The following is an 18,183-nucleotide window of genomic DNA, read 5'->3' on the forward strand; positions in this document are numbered from 1 at the left end:
CGTTACTCTTCCAGGAAAAGTGACTTATCAAGACTGGCGAAAAATCGTTGGAAGAACTCAGGCTCATGTACACCACCGGTTTGTAAAATTTTTCCATCCTGCTCCGTTTCACCTTGCGCACTGACACGGACACTTATTTCATTATTGTTTGCCTCATCAAGGTTCACCGTTATTCGATAACGGTGAATTTTTGGGCCATCAGGGCTTTTATCATTACCGCCATGATGAATAACATGCGTTTTATTATCCCTGTCCTTCTTATCGCCATCTTTCCCACCGAACAGCAAGCTCAAGATTCCAATTATTAGAAACACACCCCCAACAGTAAGAACAACTTTTTTCCATGTGGGCATGGATGGTATAACCTCTTCATCTTCCGATAAGCGTGCCTGTTGTTCTTGAGTTGTTCTGCTGGCAGTCAGAAGGCCAAACTCAATATTGATGACATCCACTGTGTAACTGAGATCCTGCAGGACATTTACGGAAGATTTCAAAATTTTCTGCCTATCAGCAGTATAGGTTCGTGTCTCCATAGCGCGGGCTACAGTAGTGGGAGGAGCTGGTAGTCTTGGGGCCACACAGCTAAGAAAGGTTATGAGGTAAAACCTTAGGGCAAGCCCAAAACCTTTTTGTATTGGACTTGTAGGATTACGAAAACGGTTCAAGAGTTAAAATTCTAAACGCTGATATTTAAAGTTAGCCACCTGCTTGTTGTCATTGAAGGTGATTAACACTGTAATCGACTTGGAGGTAGTGGAGGATCTTGAGGCGGTTCCTGATGCAATACCGCCCAACCAGCTGATGGGGTTCCACCAAGACACCACCATGCCACTGCTTGCTTGTGCCTCCCTGGATATTCTATCATAAGTCCAGACTTCTTTGCCGTCTGAATCCTTGGTTATAATATTCGGCGCACCCATCGTTTCCATTATTTCAGCCTGATTTGCACCTTCATACACGGATTTTTGAATAGTTCCCAGTGTAAGCCTGTCTGTTTGCGGTTTGTTCGCTGCACAACCGAACAAAAACAATGTGGTGAAAGCAAAAGCAGTGATTTTATCCATTTGAGTGTCTCCTTTCAAGAAGGGTCAGTTTCATTAAAAGTTACATCTCTGAACAATCTCAATAATGAAAAAGTTTCAACCATGAGAAACATCTACTCTCATTATGGTTACTTTAATTCAGAACAGAAGGTTGAATATTGCCGGGAATGTGTGGAAATTTGATTTCGGCTTAATGGAAATAGGATCATCACCAAAAAAATGAAAAAGAAAGAGTAAACAGTGAGTTATCTCATAATGGATATTGAAACCGTTCCCAGAAAGGGACTGGACGATATGGTTGAGGCAGAAGTGGCTAAGCGGACGGAGAGACGACTTGAACAGAGTGGAGGTGATCCGGCAGAGGCTGAGTCATTGATTCGTTCCACGTCCCCTTTTTTCGGGGAAGTGGTTTGTGTCGGCATGCGTTGGCTCAAAGGTGATGGGACACATCGGGATAATGTCATCTGCGAGTCTAATGAACACGATACCTTGGAAAGATTCTTTGATGTGGTGAACCACGAATCAGCTCAATCGGTGCGGTTTGTGCACTACAACGGTCTCGGATTCGACATCCCTTTTTTAATCATTCGCGCAGCCCATCACGGAACCAAGATTACAAATCAAAAATTCACTGATCTTCGCCGGTTTAGTTATAAAAGCCATATTGATCTTATGCAGTTTCTTGCTAATTGGGATTTCCGGGGTCGAGTCAGTTTTGATATTGCATGCCGTTCTTTCGGCATCCCTTCGCCAAAGGAAGGAAAGGTGACAGGTGCAACAGTAGGAAAGGCTTTTAAAGAGAGAAACTTGGAAGGAATAAAGCAATACGCCATGGAGGATGTGAAAGCGACCCATAAACTATTTGAAAAACTGAGAGACTATATATCTTGATGCGTGTTAACATATGTCTAACCGCTCTTTTTCTTCTGAGTTGTGAGCCGCTGGTGACACAATTCGAAGATTTGGAAGAGGCGGTCTATTATCAAGCCGCTAAAATAACAACGCCACCTTACAGAATTGTTTCGTTTACAGTAGTTACTTGGAATATCCGTTTCGGTGCGGGCCGAATTGACTGGTATCTCGATTCATGCGGTGATCGTGTACTACTTACCGAGAAAGAGGTCGTTGAAAATCTGGAGACCATAGCCAGGGAGATGGGTGAGATCGGAGCAGACATTCTGTTGCTCCAGGAAGTGGATAGAAATTCTAAGCGCTCTGCTTACATAGATCAGATACAGTGGTTTCTCGATCATACAGAACTGAACTATGGTGTCTATGCTCCTATTCAAAAAAGCCAGTTTATTCCAAGCGATGGACTTGGTCGAATGGATCTGGGAAATGTGATTCTCTCTCGTTGGGAGATTAATGATGCCGAGAGAATCCAGATGGCACTCCGTGGTGACCAGAGTGCTCTGACACAATATTTTTGGCCCCGGAGGAACATTATCAAATGTAAGATTGAGGTTCCGGGACATGACAACTTTTGGGCGGTGAATATACACGCAGCGGCTTTCTCCACGGACGATACAAAAGAGAAACATGTAAAGCTCTTCAAGTCTGAATTGGATGAGCTTAATGGCATTGGGGCCACATTTGTTGGTGGAGGTGATTTCAACACGGTTCCACCGGGTTCGGAGAAAACAGAATATTGTGATGAGGACAGATGTCCTGGTGAAACCTCAGATCAATGCGGAGATGGTCTGGATTATACCACGGAACAAGACTGGCTCACTTCTTTATATGGTGACTACACACCAGCAGTGGCTCTGAACGATTATTTAATGGACAATTCTTCCTATTTCACCCACAATCGCTCAGGGACGGAGTGGTGGGACAAGAAAATTGATTATATTTTCACAAACGGCGGTTGGGCAAACACCACTGGTACAACCCACCAGGACATGTTCAATTTTTCTGATCATGCGCCTGTGAGCGCAGAATTTTTGTTGACCCAATGAGACGTACCATATTTTCCCTCCTTTTATTGTTTAGTCTACCAAAAGCCCAGGTCTGGTCAGGCGGTACGGCCGTGACCATACCTGCTGGGCGCTGGGAGATAGGGGTCTTTCAGCCATTGAAATACGGGCAAACAGAGGAGTTGGAATGGTCTGTCCATCCGATCTCCTTTTTAATCATACCCAACGTGCAAGTAAAGAAGTATTGGGGTCGTAGTGATTTTGGAATGGTATCGACACGCCACAGCTTGGTATATCCCACACCACTTCTGCGTAAGCTAAGGTTGAAAGGTTTCGGGAATAGTACACTTGCGGATATGGACGTAGGCGGAATTATCTCCGGAGATCCGGATATTTCTGAGATTCCTGTTGCCTTTTCTTCAAGAAACGAAGTGTTGATCACGCGTCATCTTGGTAATGGGATGCAGTTAACGGGAAAATTTGGCATGGCACTAGCGATTGCTTCAGGGGATTGGGACAAAAGGACAACAGTCGATCTGCCTTTGGTCTACCCAAGGATAGCTGTGCTTTATAATGGTTACGGCTTAAATGTCGGCGCTGATCTCATACGAGCTCTAACAAAGCGATTGCAATATCTCTTGGATGTGGATGTTCAACTTCTGCCGGGCTCGGAGAGCGATTTTTTTCTTGAACACAAATCACTGTTTCTTTGGAGCGGCAATGACCGTATCCGAATTTCTCTTGGCTACAAAATTGTTTACGGTCACTATCCTTTTGGTATCCAATGGCATCTATTTCCCCTATTTGATGTACAATGGGGATGGTAAATACCAAGACCGAGTTCCTGATATCTTGCAACTAAGCTTTCCTTCGGACAAAGGACGTGGCGAAACCAACAGGCACGGCTATATTCGCCAAAAACTGAACGGTTAGAGAACACTATGTCTTCCAATAGATTTATTATTCTTGTTAATCCTCAAGGGGGGACCAAGCGGGGACTGGAGATTCTTAAACAGGTAGAGCCTCTTTTTAGGGAGGTTGGTGCTGATCTTGATATTCGAGAGACAGAATATGCCGGCCACGCCACAGAGATTGCTTGCAAAATCGATCTTGAAGGTATCACAGGTTTCTGTCATATCGGCGGCGACGGGACGTTTCATGAAATCATAAACGGCCTGCTTACAAGGACTGATGGAAAGCAAGTTCCTCTTGGCTACATCCCGGGCGGGACGGGGAACTCATTTATGTATGACATGGAATGCCTCGATCCTGTGGAGGCTGCTAGACGAATTGTTTCCGGGGGCACTACACCAATCGATGTGGCTGAAGTTGAGATGCCCGAAGAGAAGGTTTACTGCATGAATATTGTAGGGTGGGGAATGGTAACCGATATCAATATGAGCGCCGAAAAATTGCGGTGGCTTGGTGAACAAAGATATAATGTTACAACACTTCTCCACGTGATGAAGCTGAAGCGACGTTCAGCAAAACTGGTCATAGAAAAAGAGGAGATTGATGACGATTTCCTATTCACAATTGCGTGCAATACACAGCACACAGGTCGTGGTATGAAAATGGCTCCCAAGGCTGAACTCAATGACGGACTCATAGATCTCGTTCTGGTAAGAAATGCCGGCCGTCTTAAACTTCTGCAGATGTTTCCGAAGGTTTTTGACGGATCTCATATTGATGATCCTATTGTGGAGTATCACCAAGTAAAAGAATTTTCAATCACACCGGCGGAAGATGAGATTCTTAATCTTGATGGTGAATTGAAAGGTTCCACACCATTCTCCGTTCGGATGATTCCGTCAGCATTTTCTGTATTTGCCTGATGAATAAATATCATTTTTTTCTTTTTTCTTTTGTCTTAAGCAGCGGAGTGCTTCCAGCCCAGGACTGGGAACTTGTGCTTGCATCAGGAGATACTGTTCGAGACCTTTCTTTCAAGGAATTGCAAGATGAAATACTGCTGGCTACGCAGCTGGGCAAACCGATAACTGATGTTCAAACTTTTGATATTGAAAAGATTGATGAGTTGAGGTATGTAGAAGAGAAAAAAGTTCGAGCGCCTTGGAAAACCCGAGCTGTGGGTATGACTGGCGGTACTTTTGTTGGTTATGGCGCTGGCTTCATGATGGGCAATATCATATTATGGTGGCTTTCTTACGAAGAGCTGGGTTCATTGAAACTGTTTGGTCCAAGACCAGAAAATATGGACAGCGGAGAAGAGCTTATCACCAAGATTGCAATTAAGATGGTAACGATGATGGGATTACTGGCTGGCTATGACTGGAAGATGGAAATTGTGGACAATGTGACAGGCTATGAACTGTCAGAACTTTCCATGAAAGAGCGGAAAACTACGGTTCAAAATGCCATCTGGCCGGAACGTCCAAAGCGACTCAAAGAGTTCATTAAAAAATCTGCCACCGCAGTGAGAGATAAAATAAGGAAAAAATGACCAAAGAATTACGCCGCCAGCTGGGGCTGGTGGCCGTTATGGCCGTAGTTGCCGGGGATATGATGGGCTCCGGCATTTTTTATACCCCTCAGGAACTTGCTCCCATTGCCCAGGCCACTTGGCAGATATATCTTTTCTGGGGGCTGTGTGGTGTTATTACACTGACGGGGGTTATGACCGTAGGGCAGTTGGGTGCTGCTCTTCCGCGATCAGGCGCGGACTATCATATCATCCGGAAAAGTTTCGGCGAGCTCTTGGGATTTGTGAAACTGTGGCAGAATGTGTGGGTGTCAGGGCCTGGCTCTGTGGCAGCGGTGGCAATCCTCTTTGGGAAGTTTTGTTCTGATATTCTTGCATCCGCAATCTCTCTTTCGCCTGTAGCGTGGGGTGTAGTGGCTATTGTCGTTTTTACAGGGATCAACCTTTTAGGCGTTAAATGGGGTGGCAGAACCCAAATTGTTCTGACTATAATAAAAATATCAGCACTGCTAGTGCTTGTTGCCGGAAGCCTTTTCTTGGTGGAGGGAGCTCACTCCACATCAACGGCAGATATGGCTGTCGCTAGTTTCTCTGAAGGGATTTGGGGATTTTTTCGCCTCATCGGACTTGGTATAGGTGCTGTCCTTTTCACCTATGACGGTTGGGTGGATATTATGCATGCTGCTGGAGAAGTAAGGGATCCGAAAAAAAATTTACCGCTGGGGCTTACTCTGGGTCTGGTTCTTATAATTATAGTGTATCTGCTTACAAACTATGCTTACCTGAGGGTTGTGCCTCTTCATGAAATGGCAGGAAGTGAATCATTGGCAGCTGTAGTGGTGGCTGAAAAAACATTTGGGAGCGCAGGGGGGAAATTTATTAGCCTGTTGATGATGATATCCATCCTTGGTGCTCTTGGCGGACTGGTGATGACATTCCCACGTCTGCTTTTCGCCGCGGGCATTCAGTACAGTGAGGAGGCAAAGAGAGGGGGAATAGTGGGGAGATTATTCCACCTTCTGGCCACTGTTTCATCAGGCTCACAAGCGCCATTAGGAGCCATTTTGATGAGCTGCGTTACGGCTGTTATAGCTTTGGTCTTTTTTCAATCTTTCAGCAGGATTGTGAACTTTTTTGTGGTGCCCAACCATCTGTTCAACATCTTGCTGGTGGCTTCCGTCTTTAAATTTGCCCGGGGTAATGATGGTGAGAAATTCAAGTCTTTTGGATTTCCCGTTATACCCATTATCTATATTGTCACAATTGCAGGATTTCTCATCAGTGCCCTTGTTTATCGTCCGGGTGATACTTTGATGGGTGTGGCCCTATCGGCGACTGGGGTTCCTGTTTATTACTGGCTTGAAAGGAGAAAGAAATGAAAGAGTTCGGTGTTGCCACGGCATACGGTACAATGAAACGGGTCCTTATGCATCGACCGGGGGAGGAACTGCAAAAAGTGACGGATGACACCCTTGAAGAGTTCCACTTTCAGCGCCCCGTGGAGAGAGACAAGTTTGTTGCTGATTACAACGGTATGCTGGAACTGTTCCAAAGCCACGGGGTGGAGACAATTCTTCTGACAGATGTTTTGAAGAGTGATGATGACGCCATGTCTTACATCTGTCACCGACCAAATATGACCTATACTCGTGATCTCGCTTCTGTTTTTTGTAGCGGGGCGATACTCATGGGACCCCATTTGAAGGGGCGGTGGGGAGATCAGTGGATTGTTGGACGGGCTCTTGAAAGATTGGGTGTCCCTATACTCGGGCGCATTGATCAGCCCGGATTTCTGGAAGGTGGTGGTGTGACACTCATTGGTGACGACATGGTAGTGGCATCCCTCTGCGACCGGGCCAACGAAACAGGGACTCGGGCATTGAGAGAGCTGATCATGGGCAAGGATGTAAAATATTTTCTTGAAGTACCCCTACCTCATGGGAATGTACATATTGATGGCCTGTTCATGGTACTCGATGAAAAGCTTTGTGTCATCTATGAACCTATGTTTGATGTCTTCCCTTGTCGGCTTTATGAGGACGGTAGTTCGGGTTTCAGGAATGTTATGTTTCGGGAATTACTGGATGAGCGGGGATTCGACTGTATTGCCACCAATCTTCAGGAAAGGGAAATGGGGATGTTGAACATAGTGGTGACGAAACGGTCAGAGCGTACCATCGGCTTCGCAGGTACTACAAGAATTGGAGAAGAAATGGCAAAGTATGGGATAGTCTTGGAGAGCTTTTCTGCTGATGAAATGTGGCAGGGAAACGGTGGTGCCCACTGCATGACCTGCCCAGTTTTATTAGGCTGAGCTTAGTTTACAAAACGGCTGAAAGGGCGTCAAACAGGCGGTATGCATCGTCATCGGTGTTATATAAATGAGGTGAAACCCTCACTGAATTTCCTCTCACGCTGACATAAACCTTTCTTTCCGCCAGTTTCTCTAAAAGTCCTTTAGGCACACCATCCAGAAAACGAATGCCCATAAGGTGTGATGCTCGTTCATTAGCCGGCACCACATTAAGGCCCAATTTAGTAGCTCGAAGCGCGATGGTTTCGGTGAAAGCAGCCAGCGTCTCACTTACATTTTCTACATCCCATTCAAGCAGTTGCTTCAACGCTGCCACAGCCATGGGCATAAGGGCAAAGTTGCTTCGTTCTCCCACATCAAATTTTCTGGCCCCGGGTTGAAATTCATCCCGGTAATTAACAAGACCGGCAAAGTCTTCACTATTAGCGCGGTCGATCCAGTTGTGCTCTAGAGGATCGCAACTTTGCCGTCTCGGTGCAACATAGAGGAACCCCAGTGAATAAGGCCCAAGAAGCCATTTGTAGCAGGGAGCAATAACGAAGTCGGGATCAATCTCCTTAACAGAGAAGGGCATGGCACCAGCGGATTGAGCTAGATCAAGAACGAGGGCTGAACCGGACTGTCGACACTTTTCGCTTATTTTTATGAGATCGATAACGGCCCCGTCTGTCCAGTGACAGTTGGGCAAGGCCACCACGGCTGTCTTTTCACTGATTGCTGTTAGGATAGCTGAAGTGATTGACCCTTCCGCCGGACGCTTAACGACAACCAGCTCTCCGTTCGCACGTTTAACATTTTCTGACCATACATAATAGTTGGATGGAAACTGTTCTTCCAATACTACCACATTTTCATCTTTCTTTATGGGCAGATTTAAGGCAGCTATGGCAATTCCGTAACTGACAGCGGGTATGATAGCAATGTCTTCCGAAAAGGAGCCTATGATCTGGGAGAAAAGACTCCGGGCCTCCTCCGATTCCTTAAAAAAGTCTGGAGGGGTTATGGACCACGGTTGAGATTTTTTCCCCATTCCCCGGCGCCCGGCCTCAGTAACGGACTTCAGAGAGGGTGAGATATAGGCGCAGTTGAGATAAGTTACGTCATCAGGGATATCAAAGAGATGATGCTGGTTGGGTAGTAACATGATTTTGTATTAAACGGCGGCAAATCTTGTGGTGGCTGATCTAAAGATGCAACGGAAAAACTGATCACACCTTGGTAACTTCTGGGAAATTCAGAGGGAGAGACGGTAATGATCAATCAAAAAATACTTACTCTTTTTTCCGTGTTATGGCTTGTAGGTCTTTCAACGCATCTTTTGGCTACCGAGGCGTCACACTACAGGCCTGTGTCAACATATTCCGTTATTGCTTTCGACCCCGAGACCGGGGAGTTCGGAGTGGCTGTCCAAAGCCACTGGTTTTCTGTAGGTTCATTGGTTCCTTGGGCACAAGCGGGCGTGGGTGCTGTGGCGACGCAATCTTTTGTGAAAGCTGATTATGGACCTGATGGGCTGGAACGGATGAAAAATGGATACACAGCGAATAAAGCATTAAAGGAATTATTGGCAGAAGATGATGGGGAGGCCTTACGCCAAGTCGCGATGATTGACATAAACGGGAATGTCGCAGTGCACACTGGGGATAAGTGTATTCAGGCTGCTGGGCATCAGATCGGTAAGACTTATTCTGTGCAGGCTAACATGATGGAGAAAGAGACTGTCTGGCCGGCAATGGCTAGAGCTTTTGAAAACACTCAAGGCGACCTTGCAGACCGCATGATGGCTGCGCTGGAGGCTGCTGAGGCTGAAGGTGGTGACATTCGCGGTAAGCAATCCGCGGCAATGCTTATCGTTGCTGGCGAACCGACCGGTGTTCAATGGAAAGATGTTGTTCTTGACTTGCGAATAGATGACCATGCCAATCCCTTAAGACAACTTAGGCGACTCATTCGCATTCATCGTGCTTACCAGCATGCAAACAGAGGTGATTTCCTCATGGAGAAAAATGATATTACGGGAGCACTTAAAGAGTATGAAGCCGCGACCAATTTTTACCCAGAGAACCTTGAACTGCCTTTCTGGACAGCCGTTACGTTGGCCAGCAGTGGTGAAGTTGAGAAAGCACTCCCCATATTTAGATCTATTTTCCAGCGTGATGAAAGATGGAAACGTTTTACGCCCAGACTGGTGCGGTCTGGACTTTTGCCTGATGATAAGAAACTTATTAAGCGAATTTTGAACCAGTAGCGCGTGCCGAAGATAACTTATCAGTGTACTTGGTGTGGAGAGGAATCACCTCTAGAAGGTGTTCAAACCGCCTGTGCCTGTGGTAAACCACTTGAGGTTGTTTTCGATTGGGAGAATACCCCACCGAAAAGAAGTGATCTCGATTCTGATAATAAGACGCTCTGGAAATATAGAGATGTGTTGGCCCCCATAGATGATGATCATATAGTGACACTGGGGGAAGGATGGACGCCCACAACTGATGGCGTTGATTATGATGGTGTAACAATCTTTTTCAAGGATGAAAGTGTCAATCCCACAGGATCTTTCAAAGATAGGGGTATGTCCATGGCAGTTTCACACGCCCGGGGAAATGGTATATCTGAGGTGTGTCTACCATCAGCAGGAAACGCAGGCGTAAGCGCCTCGGCCTATTGCCAAGCTGCGGGGATCGCATGCCATGTTTTCTTGCCTGAGACGATACCTACTCCCTTCATTGATGCGACGGAAGAATATGGTGCTGACTTGCGGCTGGGAGGAAGAACTATCGCCCAAGCCGCCAGTAAGATGCGTGAAGAGATGAAAAAAGAATGGTTTGACCTTTCCACGCTGAAGGAACCTTTCAGGGTTGAAGGTAAAAAGACCATGGGATACGAGATTGCAGAGCAACTGGACTGGAGACTGCCGAATGTTGTAGTTTATCCCACTGGAGGCGGCACAGGCCTCATTGGTATGTGGAAAGCGTTCAATGAAATGATTGATCTTGACTGGCTGGATCAAAAAGAGACAGACAGGCCGCGCATGGTGGTGGTCCAATCTGATGGGTGCGCCCCTATCGTGAAGGCATTTGATGAAGGGCTTCAGGAAAATGACCTGTGGGAGAAGAGTCATACAGGAGCGCTTGGTCTGAATGTCCCCTCTCCTTTAGGAGGTGCATGGATATTAAAGACGCTGTGGGACAGCGGCGGGATAGCTCTTATGGTAGATGAAGCTCAGATTATGGAGGCGTCACATGAGGTTAATGAACTGTCCGGTGTAGATGGTTCCTGTGAGGATGGTGTGTCATGGCTCGGATTTAAAACTTTGGTTGAAACAGGATGGATAAAGGAAGGTGAGAAGGTGGTGATTCCCATCACGGGCGCCGCTGAGAGATATGTTTGATCAAAATATGAGGATAGCAGTATGAACAGTCAGGAAGTACGTGATAAACACAAGAAACACCTTTTTGAAGCTGTAAAGAATTTTTACCAAGAACCTGTCGTGATAACGGAGGCTAAGGGAACCCGTGTCTCAGATATGGATGGTAATTCTTATTTGGATTTTTTCGGTGGCATACTGACTGTTTCTGTGGGGCATGCCAATGAAGAGGTGAATGACGCTGTTATTGCTCAGGTAAATCATTTGACACATATATCTTCTTTGTACCCCACAGTGCCGGTGGTGGAGTTGGCCGAGCGGTTGGCTAGGATCGCCCCGGGGAACCTTGAGAAGGTATTTCTCAATGCTTCCGGAACGGAAGCTGATGAAACAGCCGTCATGATGGCTCAGCTTTATACTGGGAACTCAGAACTGATAGCACTGAGGCACGGTTATTCGGGACGTTCTCTTTTGGCCCAATCCCTCACGGCTCATGCATCGTGGCGTGCCCTACCGACCCAGGTCTCCGCTGTAAAACATGCCGTGGCGCCTTACTGTTATAGATGTCCGCTGAAGCTCACTTACCCGGAGTGCGGTGTCGCCTGTGCGGAAGACGTTGATGAGTTGATCCGCACCACCACCACAGGACAGGTTGCCGGCATCCTGGCTGAACCTATTATGGGTGTAGGCGGGTTTATTACACCGCCTGACGAATATTTCAAGATCGTGGCGGAGATTGTCCGGAATTACGGTGGTGTTTTCATCTCAGATGAGGTGCAGACAGGTTTCGGCCGCACCGGGAAACGGTGGGGTATTGAGCACTACGGCGTGGAGCCTGACATGATCACCGTTGCTAAGGGGATAGCCAACGGCATGCCACTGGCTGCTGTGGTTACCACCCAAGAGATCGCAAGCACACTTACCAAGAATACCATTTCCACCTTTGGCGGGAGCCCGGTAAGCTGTGCTGCGGCAAATGCCACCATTGATATTATAGAAAGAGATAATCTGAAAGGTAATTCGGCGGAAATGGGCAAAATTCTCCGGGATGGGCTTGAGGGACTTAAAGAAAAATATCCAAAGGTCATAGGGGAAGTGCGTGGAAAGGGCCTCATGCAGGGGATAGAACTTGTGATGGATGAAACGGCAGGTGACAGGACACCCAACGTTGCAGCGACCGACCAATTGATGGAAGAGACAAAGAAGCGAGGACTTTTTATCGGTCGAGGTGGACTTTACGGGAATTCCATAAGAATATCACCGCCGCTTATCATCACAAAAGTAGAAGTGGAAGAAGCTGTTGGAATTATGGATGATTCATTTAAAGCCATAGAGGTATAATGTGAATTATGGGTACCAAAAAGCAAACCAGAGCTTGAAAACAGCCGTAGACGCTGTGTAAACTTTTAGTGTAGCTATGCCGATGTTCGATTACAAATGCGCCAGATGCGATCACACCTACGAGGAGCTTGTTTTTTCTTCTGGTGATGAACCTAAGGTGTGCCCCATTTGTAATGCCGAGACGCCAGAAAAACTGATGAGTGCCCCCGCACCGCTGGCAGGGTCAGCCGCTCCCATGTCATCTGAGGCGTGTCCCTGTGGAGAAAAACAGGGGACGGGTTTTTCTTGAGCTTAGCACAGCCCCCGGTCGGGGATATTTGACCTCCCTCATTCATTTTGACTCCTGAACATTACGGCCTCTGGTCTCTTCTGCCACCGGTGGGAGCTCTTGGCCTGGCCCTCTGGAAAAAGCAGGTCTACCCAGCACTACTATTTGGTTTATGGCTCGGTTGGCTGGTACTGAACAACTGGAATCCCATAAGTGCAACAGGTGCCACGGTGGCAAGTATTGTGAATGTTTTTTCCGATGCGGGTAACACACGAATATTGCTCTACAGCTTGGCCGTAGGAGGTACACTTACACTCATGAGTGCTACGGGAGGCGTTCAGGGATTTGTTAACTGGCTTGAGAAGAAGCGATGGGTCCGAAACAGAACCCAGGCGCAACTTGTCCCTTTTCTGGTAGGTGTACTGGTGACAGTAGAAAGTTCCATAACATCTCTGGTGGCGGGGACTGTTGGCCGGCCCCTCACAGACCGTTTTAAGGTAAGTCGGGAGAAGCTGGCTTATATATGCGACTCCACCTCAGCCCCAATCTGTATTTTGGTTCCGTTCAACGGGTGGGGAGCGTTTATTATCGGTCTGTTGGCGGTTCAAGGAATTGAATCACCGGTGGCTGTGTTGTTTCAGAGCATTCTGGTAAATTTTTATCCAATGGCGGCTATTGTAATTGTATTCCTGAGCATCGTGCGCAAATGGAACTTGGGCCCCATGAAAGCGGCCGAGCTAAGGGCTGAGCATGAGGGAAAAGTTTACGGAGATGATGCCCGGCCCATGGTGGCAGACGATGTGGTGGGTGTGAAGCCCCTGGAGGGAATTCAACACCGTGCGGTGAATCTTGTTGCACCTGTCATTACCATGGTGGTGAGCATTGTAGTGGGGATTTACGTGACGGGCCGACTGAATGTAGGAGAGGAGGCAGTGCTTTGGGACATAATCAAAGCCAGCTCCGGGTCAACGGCGGTGCTTTGGGCGGTGATAATGAGTCTAGTGGTCTTGGCAGCCCTTAATCTGTTTAGAGGACTCCCACTCAACACATTTGTGGATCTTATTTTCAAGGGGATGGGCGGGATGATTCCTGTGGTCAGTTTGCTTCTACTGGCTTTTGCACTGGGGGATGCAGTTCGCCAGCTGGGGACCGGCGTTTATGTGGCTGGTGTTATCTCGGGAGTCCTTAGTACAAAGATGGCAGTCATAGGGCTTTTCCTCATTTCATGTTTTGTGGCGTTCTCAACTGGAACTTCCTGGGGGACATTTGCTGTCATGGTCCCCATAGCGGTTCCCATGGCGGCGACTTTGGAGGGAAGTACTTCCATGTTTCTTGCTGCTGTTCTGGGGGGTGGGGTATTTGGTGATCACTGCTCGCCCATCTCGGACACCACCATCATCTCTTCCATGGCATCGGCTTCCGATCACATCGATCACGTCAGGACGCAGATTCCCTATGCATCTGTAGGTGCCGCTGTGACGGTTGTTTTATACCTCATAATCGCCTAGCTCAGCGGGGAAGCTATTTACTCAGTGCTCTATTTAAGAATATTAGGTACCAGCCGGTCTGTCTCTAGCGTTAGATCGAGGAGTCTGGCGATGAGTGAAGCTGTCTGTGTGATGTGGCTCGATTCTACGGTGGCACCAGACCGAATCCCCCGTCCCATGGCAAAGAGTGTTGATTTTAACTGAGGGTTATTCGGGTCTCCCCCGTGACCACCGCCAGGATGGGGATGAATGAATGGCTGGTCCAGCTCGCCGGGAAAGTTGTAGCCGTCTTTAGCCAGAACGACAAAATTCGTTTCGCCGTAGCCTTTCAGCGTTGCCGGCAGGTCTGACCCTTCAACAAGCCGCCCCCATTCTACATTTGCCAGTAGAGACCTCACTTTTTGACTTACTGCGGCGTCAGAGGGATTTTTCAGATGAATAAAAGCTGCCCCGCCGGACGGGTGAGCCACTGCTTCCCAGTTGGTGATACCCCCATTTTCTATAGTGAGGAGTCCTTTTTCATGCAAAAGAGCATTGAGACGGATGTCGGTGTGGTGATCCACGTGTCCGTGATCTCCGGTGACGATGAGTGTTGTCTGGTCCCACTGGTTGAGTTCGGTGATCAGATCCATGACGGCACCTACCAGTGAATCAGCGAACAGAAATGCTTCCCGGACGCGGTCGTGATGCCGGCCGTATGCGTGTTGTACGTCATCTGTTTGGAAAATGTGATAACCTGTGAGATGAGGGAGGCCTTTCCTGAAGATAGTTTTGAAAATATGGTGCAGGTTCAGGTCCCTCTGAAAGCCGTGAGTCGATTTTTCACTGGAGTTGAGATCACTGAAAAAAGAGAAATATTCAATCATCATTGAAGGTCGATCATGTTGTCGCACAAGATCGAGAGTTGACTCCTTTTCATCCCACACCGGCTCAATTTCGGGAATTAGGTAGTCAAACGGACCGTTCACGGAGACCGGCCAAGGCGTGGCCGCCGTCACTAGACCTTTCTTCTGAGCCAAGTGAAAGACAGTAGGGACTTTCAGACTATCGGCCCACCAGTACCATGGCTCAAAGTTACGTTTGGGGTCGAACGGGTGGTTGTGGTTGATCCCGTGTTCAAAAGGAAGCCGTCCTGTTACCATAGAAGTGTGGGCCGGGAAGGTGTGGGAAGGAAACACAGTAGTCACTTCCTTTATATGCGCGCCCTCAGCCGCCATCTTGTTCAAGCTGAGTAGATCCTCTGTTGAAAATCCGTTTACTTCGGGGTTGGTAAAAATGTCAGCCCGGAGGCCGTCTATAGAGATGAGGATTACCCTAGGATCTGAAGGTTTTCCTTTGGGGAGGCAGCCGACAATGAACAGACAGGAGAAAAGGAAAGCAAGTAGAGTGAAACGGGTGGCTGAGAGTCCTATGGTTCTGACCTCGTCCTACTTCAAGTAGAGAACTTTCCGGGAGTGTCGCTCAATCATGCCATGAAAGTTGGTCCGCTCCAGTGTGATAATATAGAGTCCGCCGGCAAATTGAGATGCATTCCAAGGTAATTCAAAGTGACCTGCCGGGAAAGGGCCTCTAGCAAGCATCTCCACTTCTTTGCCTAGCAGATCGAGGACTGAGATCTTTATATCGGAACGCTCATTGAGAGTGAAGCTAATCTTTGTGGAGCTATTGAAGGGTGAAGGATAGACTGATAGAAGGCTGTAGCCTTCAGGCGTAATATTATCAGCCACCCGTAGAGGTTGGCTCTTGTCCGTTAGACCCTGTATCCATGCAAACCCACTGAAAAGCAGTAACGCGGCTGCTTCTCCATGTGTCCCGCAGTCGCACTCGAACAATTCAACCTGGGTAGCGCCGTTTTCCTGGAATGTTTCATAAGCCAGTCGTGAATTTTCCACAGGGACCAGATCATCACCAGTGCTGTGAAACAGACGCATGGGTGACTGAGGCGCCCAGTCGTAGAGATCGTTATCACGCAACGCCTCACGAAGGGGGTGATTTTCATCTTTGCTGAACGCATCTACAACGTCCGGTTCCATAATCTCCATGGGTACTGCAGGCATGGCAGCGTTTATTTCGCTGGATGAGTGGGTTCCATCGAACAGTGGCGGGAGCAATGTGGCATATTCTTCCTTGAGAAAATCGGATGGACTTTCCCAGAGATTATAGTATTCGTCAAATGCGAAAAGCGTATAGGGGAGATAGAAGGGTGAGGGATACTCTTCTCCCGATAGCATGAGATCAACCATGACCCCAGACATATCATAGGCACCCGCTCCCGGGGCTGAGGCTGTTATGGTGAATTCTTCCGGGTGTTCTTCTTCTATCATCTTGTGGGCAGCCATCATGGTGTAGCCGCCTTCTGAATAGCCCGTGAGAAAAAGCTGTCCGTTAGTCTCTAACCCCTCTTGGTCGCAGAAAGTACGGGTTGCTCTAAGCATGTCGATAATGACGGTGGCGTTCGGTTTGGCCATCTGATAGGGGTGGAAAAGTTCAGATTCACCCAAACCCAGATAGTCGGGTATGACCGTCAAGTAACCAGAAGAAGCAGTCCACATAGCAACAATTCCGTACCCACCATCAAACCCTGTGGCCGAGGACGCTTCGTCCCGTTTTATCATGGTTCCCGATTGAAAGCTGAGTGTGGGTAGCGCAAAGGTCGGTTTTTTCGGGGCTGTAACCGATCCTGATGCGATGGTGGGCTCTCCGTTAGGGTCGATGGTTTCATAAATTAGCTTATAAATGGATGCGCCGTATGTGGCTCTAAAGAAAATGATTGAACCTGACAGTGCCTGGTCAATCTGGTATGCTGTTTTGTGCTCTAAAAGTTCTGATGATATGAGACGGCCCCGGTCACCAGTTAGGGATTGACTACCAACCAGATTGAGCACAGTGAAAATTGTGAGTATAAACAGTCTGTGTAAATTCTTCATTGTGTGGATTTTAAAGAGGTTGAGAAAGTTTATCCCTCGAAGAAGAACAAATCTTGATTGTTGTAAAAGTTATCGTAAAGACTGTCCATAGAGTCGAGGATAAAATAACGATCTTGAATGTTACTATAGTCGAAGCGTGTCATAACCACTTCTTTCATATCAAATTGAAGGAACTGAGAAAAATCCGACTCGCCTTTGCTGCAAGCGACTACATTCATTACTTCATCATAACCTGAGATAATGCCAGAACCGAAAATCTCGTGGTCAATGTCGTTAAGCAGAAACCGTCGTTCCTCGCTGCCAAGCTGCTTTTTTTGGATACCAAATTCATAACCCCACCAGACAAAATTCTGGAGACGTTTTAGATTGTGTGCTATAAGATCCGGCCCGAGCTCACGTTCGTCATTAAGGAGTTCCAATCCCAACTTGCCTACATCACACAGAAAGTCCCCAAACTTTTTGTTCATCAGCAAAGGTGTGTGACCAAGGATGTCGTGAACAATATCTGGCTCCGGCGTGTATTCGTCCGTGTTAGCGATGGGAGTGCTTTCATATTTCTGCTCAAGTCGCTCTGACTGGCGAATAATATCTGTAACGGGAAATTCCCGGTTAGCGTTTAATTCGAAGAAGGGCCGTTCCTCCAAAAAGCCGGCAACAGGTGTCAGTTTCCAGTCACTTGCAGCTTTGGTACGGCGTGAAAGTTCGGTGAAGTTGGGCCACTTTTCAGCAGTGAGCCCTAACGCTTTAAGACCGTCCAGGTATTCCATACTGGCATATCGTTTAAGAGGCTTTTCGAGATTGTCAAAGAGTCTTTGCCAAACTTCCAGCTCAGCTTCCGTCACTGCCTCATAATCTTGTTGAATGAGGTAGTCATCTTCTTTTGAAAAAATCTTAATATCGCCTACAGCGTTGGGGATAAGGTGGTGAAACAGGTGGTCGTACTTTGTATATCTGTCTATCACTGTTAAACAATTTACAGACTCTTACTAAAAACTGCATGGCTTACAATCTGAGGCTTTTGCATTTTTGCATTTTTTCTTGACATATATGACACAAACAGGTTACACTCGGGACGATTGG

Annotated in this window: 18 protein-coding genes; 12 read left to right on the plus strand and 6 right to left on the minus strand. The window is 47.4% G+C overall.

Annotation, left to right across the window (positions count from 1 at the left end):
- Positions 1–2: 2 nt before the first annotated feature.
- Both EYO21_09410 and EYO21_09415 read right to left on the minus strand, forming a co-directional pair.
- Positions 3–578 carry a hypothetical protein gene (locus EYO21_09410; protein HIB04022.1) on the minus strand — a complete coding sequence of 192 codons (576 nt, stop codon included), beginning with the start codon at positions 576–578 and terminating at the stop codon, positions 3–5.
- Between the two features lie 90 nt (positions 579–668).
- A complete protein-coding gene (locus EYO21_09415; GenBank protein HIB04023.1) occupies positions 669–1,064 on the minus strand; it encodes a hypothetical protein in 396 nt (131 codons plus the stop codon).
- A 219-nt stretch (positions 1,065–1,283) separates the two neighbouring features.
- Here EYO21_09415 and EYO21_09420 point away from each other — a divergent pair, with 219 nt between their 5' ends.
- The 7 genes from EYO21_09420 to EYO21_09450 all read left to right on the plus strand — a co-directional run bounded on the left by EYO21_09420 (position 1,284) and on the right by EYO21_09450 (position 7,716).
- Positions 1,284–1,934, plus strand: a complete 651-nt coding sequence (locus EYO21_09420) for a hypothetical protein (protein ID HIB04024.1) — start codon at positions 1,284–1,286, stop codon at positions 1,932–1,934.
- Positions 1,934–3,001, plus strand: a complete 1,068-nt coding sequence (locus EYO21_09425) for a hypothetical protein (protein ID HIB04025.1) — start codon at positions 1,934–1,936, stop codon at positions 2,999–3,001. Before EYO21_09420 ends, EYO21_09425 begins: the two co-directional genes overlap by 1 nt.
- Complete coding sequence (locus tag EYO21_09430) at positions 2,998–3,786, plus strand: hypothetical protein (protein ID HIB04026.1); 789 nt, start codon at positions 2,998–3,000, stop codon at positions 3,784–3,786. The genes EYO21_09425 and EYO21_09430 overlap by 4 nt, the downstream gene beginning before the upstream one ends.
- 114 nt (positions 3,787–3,900) lie before the next feature.
- Positions 3,901–4,794: a diacylglycerol kinase family lipid kinase gene (locus EYO21_09435; protein ID HIB04027.1), complete on the plus strand. Its 894-nt coding sequence runs from the start codon at positions 3,901–3,903 to the stop codon at positions 4,792–4,794.
- A 47-nt stretch (positions 4,795–4,841) separates the two neighbouring features.
- Positions 4,842–5,423 carry a hypothetical protein gene (locus EYO21_09440; GenBank protein ID HIB04028.1) on the plus strand — a complete coding sequence of 194 codons (582 nt, stop codon included), beginning with the start codon at positions 4,842–4,844 and terminating at the stop codon, positions 5,421–5,423.
- On the plus strand, positions 5,420–6,781 hold the full coding sequence (locus EYO21_09445; GenBank protein ID HIB04029.1) for an amino acid permease: 1,362 nt from the start codon (positions 5,420–5,422) through the stop codon (positions 6,779–6,781). The genes EYO21_09440 and EYO21_09445 overlap by 4 nt, the downstream gene beginning before the upstream one ends.
- On the plus strand, positions 6,778–7,716 hold the full coding sequence (locus EYO21_09450) for a hypothetical protein (protein ID HIB04030.1): 939 nt from the start codon (positions 6,778–6,780) through the stop codon (positions 7,714–7,716). The genes EYO21_09445 and EYO21_09450 overlap by 4 nt, the downstream gene beginning before the upstream one ends.
- Positions 7,717–7,723: 7 nt before the next feature.
- Here the strand turns inward: EYO21_09450 and EYO21_09455 are convergent, their stop codons facing one another.
- Positions 7,724–8,860, minus strand: coding sequence for an aminotransferase class V-fold PLP-dependent enzyme (locus EYO21_09455; GenBank protein HIB04031.1), 1,137 nt, complete (start codon positions 8,858–8,860; stop codon positions 7,724–7,726).
- A gap of 111 nt (positions 8,861–8,971) precedes the next feature.
- Between EYO21_09455 and EYO21_09460 the strand changes: the two genes are divergently transcribed.
- The 5 genes from EYO21_09460 (at position 8,972) to EYO21_09480 (ending at position 14,197) form a co-directional block, all read left to right on the plus strand.
- On the plus strand, positions 8,972–9,964 hold the full coding sequence (locus EYO21_09460) for a DUF1028 domain-containing protein (protein ID HIB04032.1): 993 nt from the start codon (positions 8,972–8,974) through the stop codon (positions 9,962–9,964).
- 3 nt (positions 9,965–9,967) lie between these two features.
- The gene (locus EYO21_09465) at positions 9,968–11,104 is read left to right on the plus strand and encodes a threonine synthase (protein ID HIB04033.1); all 1,137 of its coding nucleotides are present in this window, start codon (positions 9,968–9,970) and stop codon (positions 11,102–11,104) included.
- 21 nt (positions 11,105–11,125) lie between these two features.
- Positions 11,126–12,421 carry an aspartate aminotransferase family protein gene (locus EYO21_09470; protein HIB04034.1) on the plus strand — a complete coding sequence of 432 codons (1,296 nt, stop codon included), beginning with the start codon at positions 11,126–11,128 and terminating at the stop codon, positions 12,419–12,421.
- A gap of 76 nt (positions 12,422–12,497) precedes the next feature.
- Complete coding sequence (locus tag EYO21_09475) at positions 12,498–12,710, plus strand: zinc ribbon domain-containing protein (protein ID HIB04035.1); 213 nt, start codon at positions 12,498–12,500, stop codon at positions 12,708–12,710.
- Positions 12,711–12,757: 47 nt separating this feature from the next.
- Positions 12,758–14,197: a sodium:solute symporter gene (locus tag EYO21_09480; protein HIB04036.1), complete on the plus strand. Its 1,440-nt coding sequence runs from the start codon at positions 12,758–12,760 to the stop codon at positions 14,195–14,197.
- A 29-nt stretch (positions 14,198–14,226) separates the two neighbouring features.
- Here EYO21_09480 and EYO21_09485 read toward each other — a convergent pair whose 3' ends face one another.
- The 3 genes from EYO21_09485 to EYO21_09495 are packed head-to-tail and all read right to left on the minus strand — an operon-like array spanning position 14,227 to position 18,065.
- On the minus strand, positions 14,227–15,588 hold the full coding sequence (locus EYO21_09485) for an alkaline phosphatase family protein (protein ID HIB04037.1): 1,362 nt from the start codon (positions 15,586–15,588) through the stop codon (positions 14,227–14,229).
- A 15-nt stretch (positions 15,589–15,603) separates the two neighbouring features.
- Positions 15,604–17,103 carry a hypothetical protein gene (locus tag EYO21_09490; protein HIB04038.1) on the minus strand — a complete coding sequence of 500 codons (1,500 nt, stop codon included), beginning with the start codon at positions 17,101–17,103 and terminating at the stop codon, positions 15,604–15,606.
- Between the two features lie 29 nt (positions 17,104–17,132).
- Positions 17,133–18,065: a hypothetical protein gene (locus EYO21_09495; GenBank protein HIB04039.1), complete on the minus strand. Its 933-nt coding sequence runs from the start codon at positions 18,063–18,065 to the stop codon at positions 17,133–17,135.
- Between the last annotated feature and the right edge of the window lie 118 nt (positions 18,066–18,183).

The organism is Candidatus Neomarinimicrobiota bacterium, assembly GCA_012964825.1.
Lineage (GTDB): Bacteria > Fidelibacterota > Marinisomatia > Marinisomatales > S15-B10 > UBA2125.

Bases quoted from the DNA above. Each gene is read 5' to 3' on its own strand.
- EYO21_09430 (HIB04026.1), top strand. From the start codon at position 2,998: ATGAGACGTACCATATTTTCCCTCCTTTTATTGTTTAGTCTACCAAAA.
- EYO21_09450 (HIB04030.1), top strand. From the start codon at position 6,778: ATGAAAGAGTTCGGTGTTGCCACGGCATACGGTACAATGAAACGGGTC.
- EYO21_09490 (HIB04038.1), bottom strand. From the start codon at position 17,103: ATGAAGAATTTACACAGACTGTTTATACTCACAATTTTCACTGTGCTC.
- EYO21_09435 (HIB04027.1), top strand. From the start codon at position 3,901: ATGTCTTCCAATAGATTTATTATTCTTGTTAATCCTCAAGGGGGGACC.
- EYO21_09415 (HIB04023.1), bottom strand. From the start codon at position 1,064: ATGGATAAAATCACTGCTTTTGCTTTCACCACATTGTTTTTGTTCGGT.
- EYO21_09470 (HIB04034.1), top strand. From the start codon at position 11,126: ATGAACAGTCAGGAAGTACGTGATAAACACAAGAAACACCTTTTTGAA.
- EYO21_09475 (HIB04035.1), top strand. From the start codon at position 12,498: ATGCCGATGTTCGATTACAAATGCGCCAGATGCGATCACACCTACGAG.
- EYO21_09455 (HIB04031.1), bottom strand. From the start codon at position 8,860: ATGTTACTACCCAACCAGCATCATCTCTTTGATATCCCTGATGACGTA.
- EYO21_09445 (HIB04029.1), top strand. From the start codon at position 5,420: ATGACCAAAGAATTACGCCGCCAGCTGGGGCTGGTGGCCGTTATGGCC.
- EYO21_09425 (HIB04025.1), top strand. From the start codon at position 1,934: ATGCGTGTTAACATATGTCTAACCGCTCTTTTTCTTCTGAGTTGTGAG.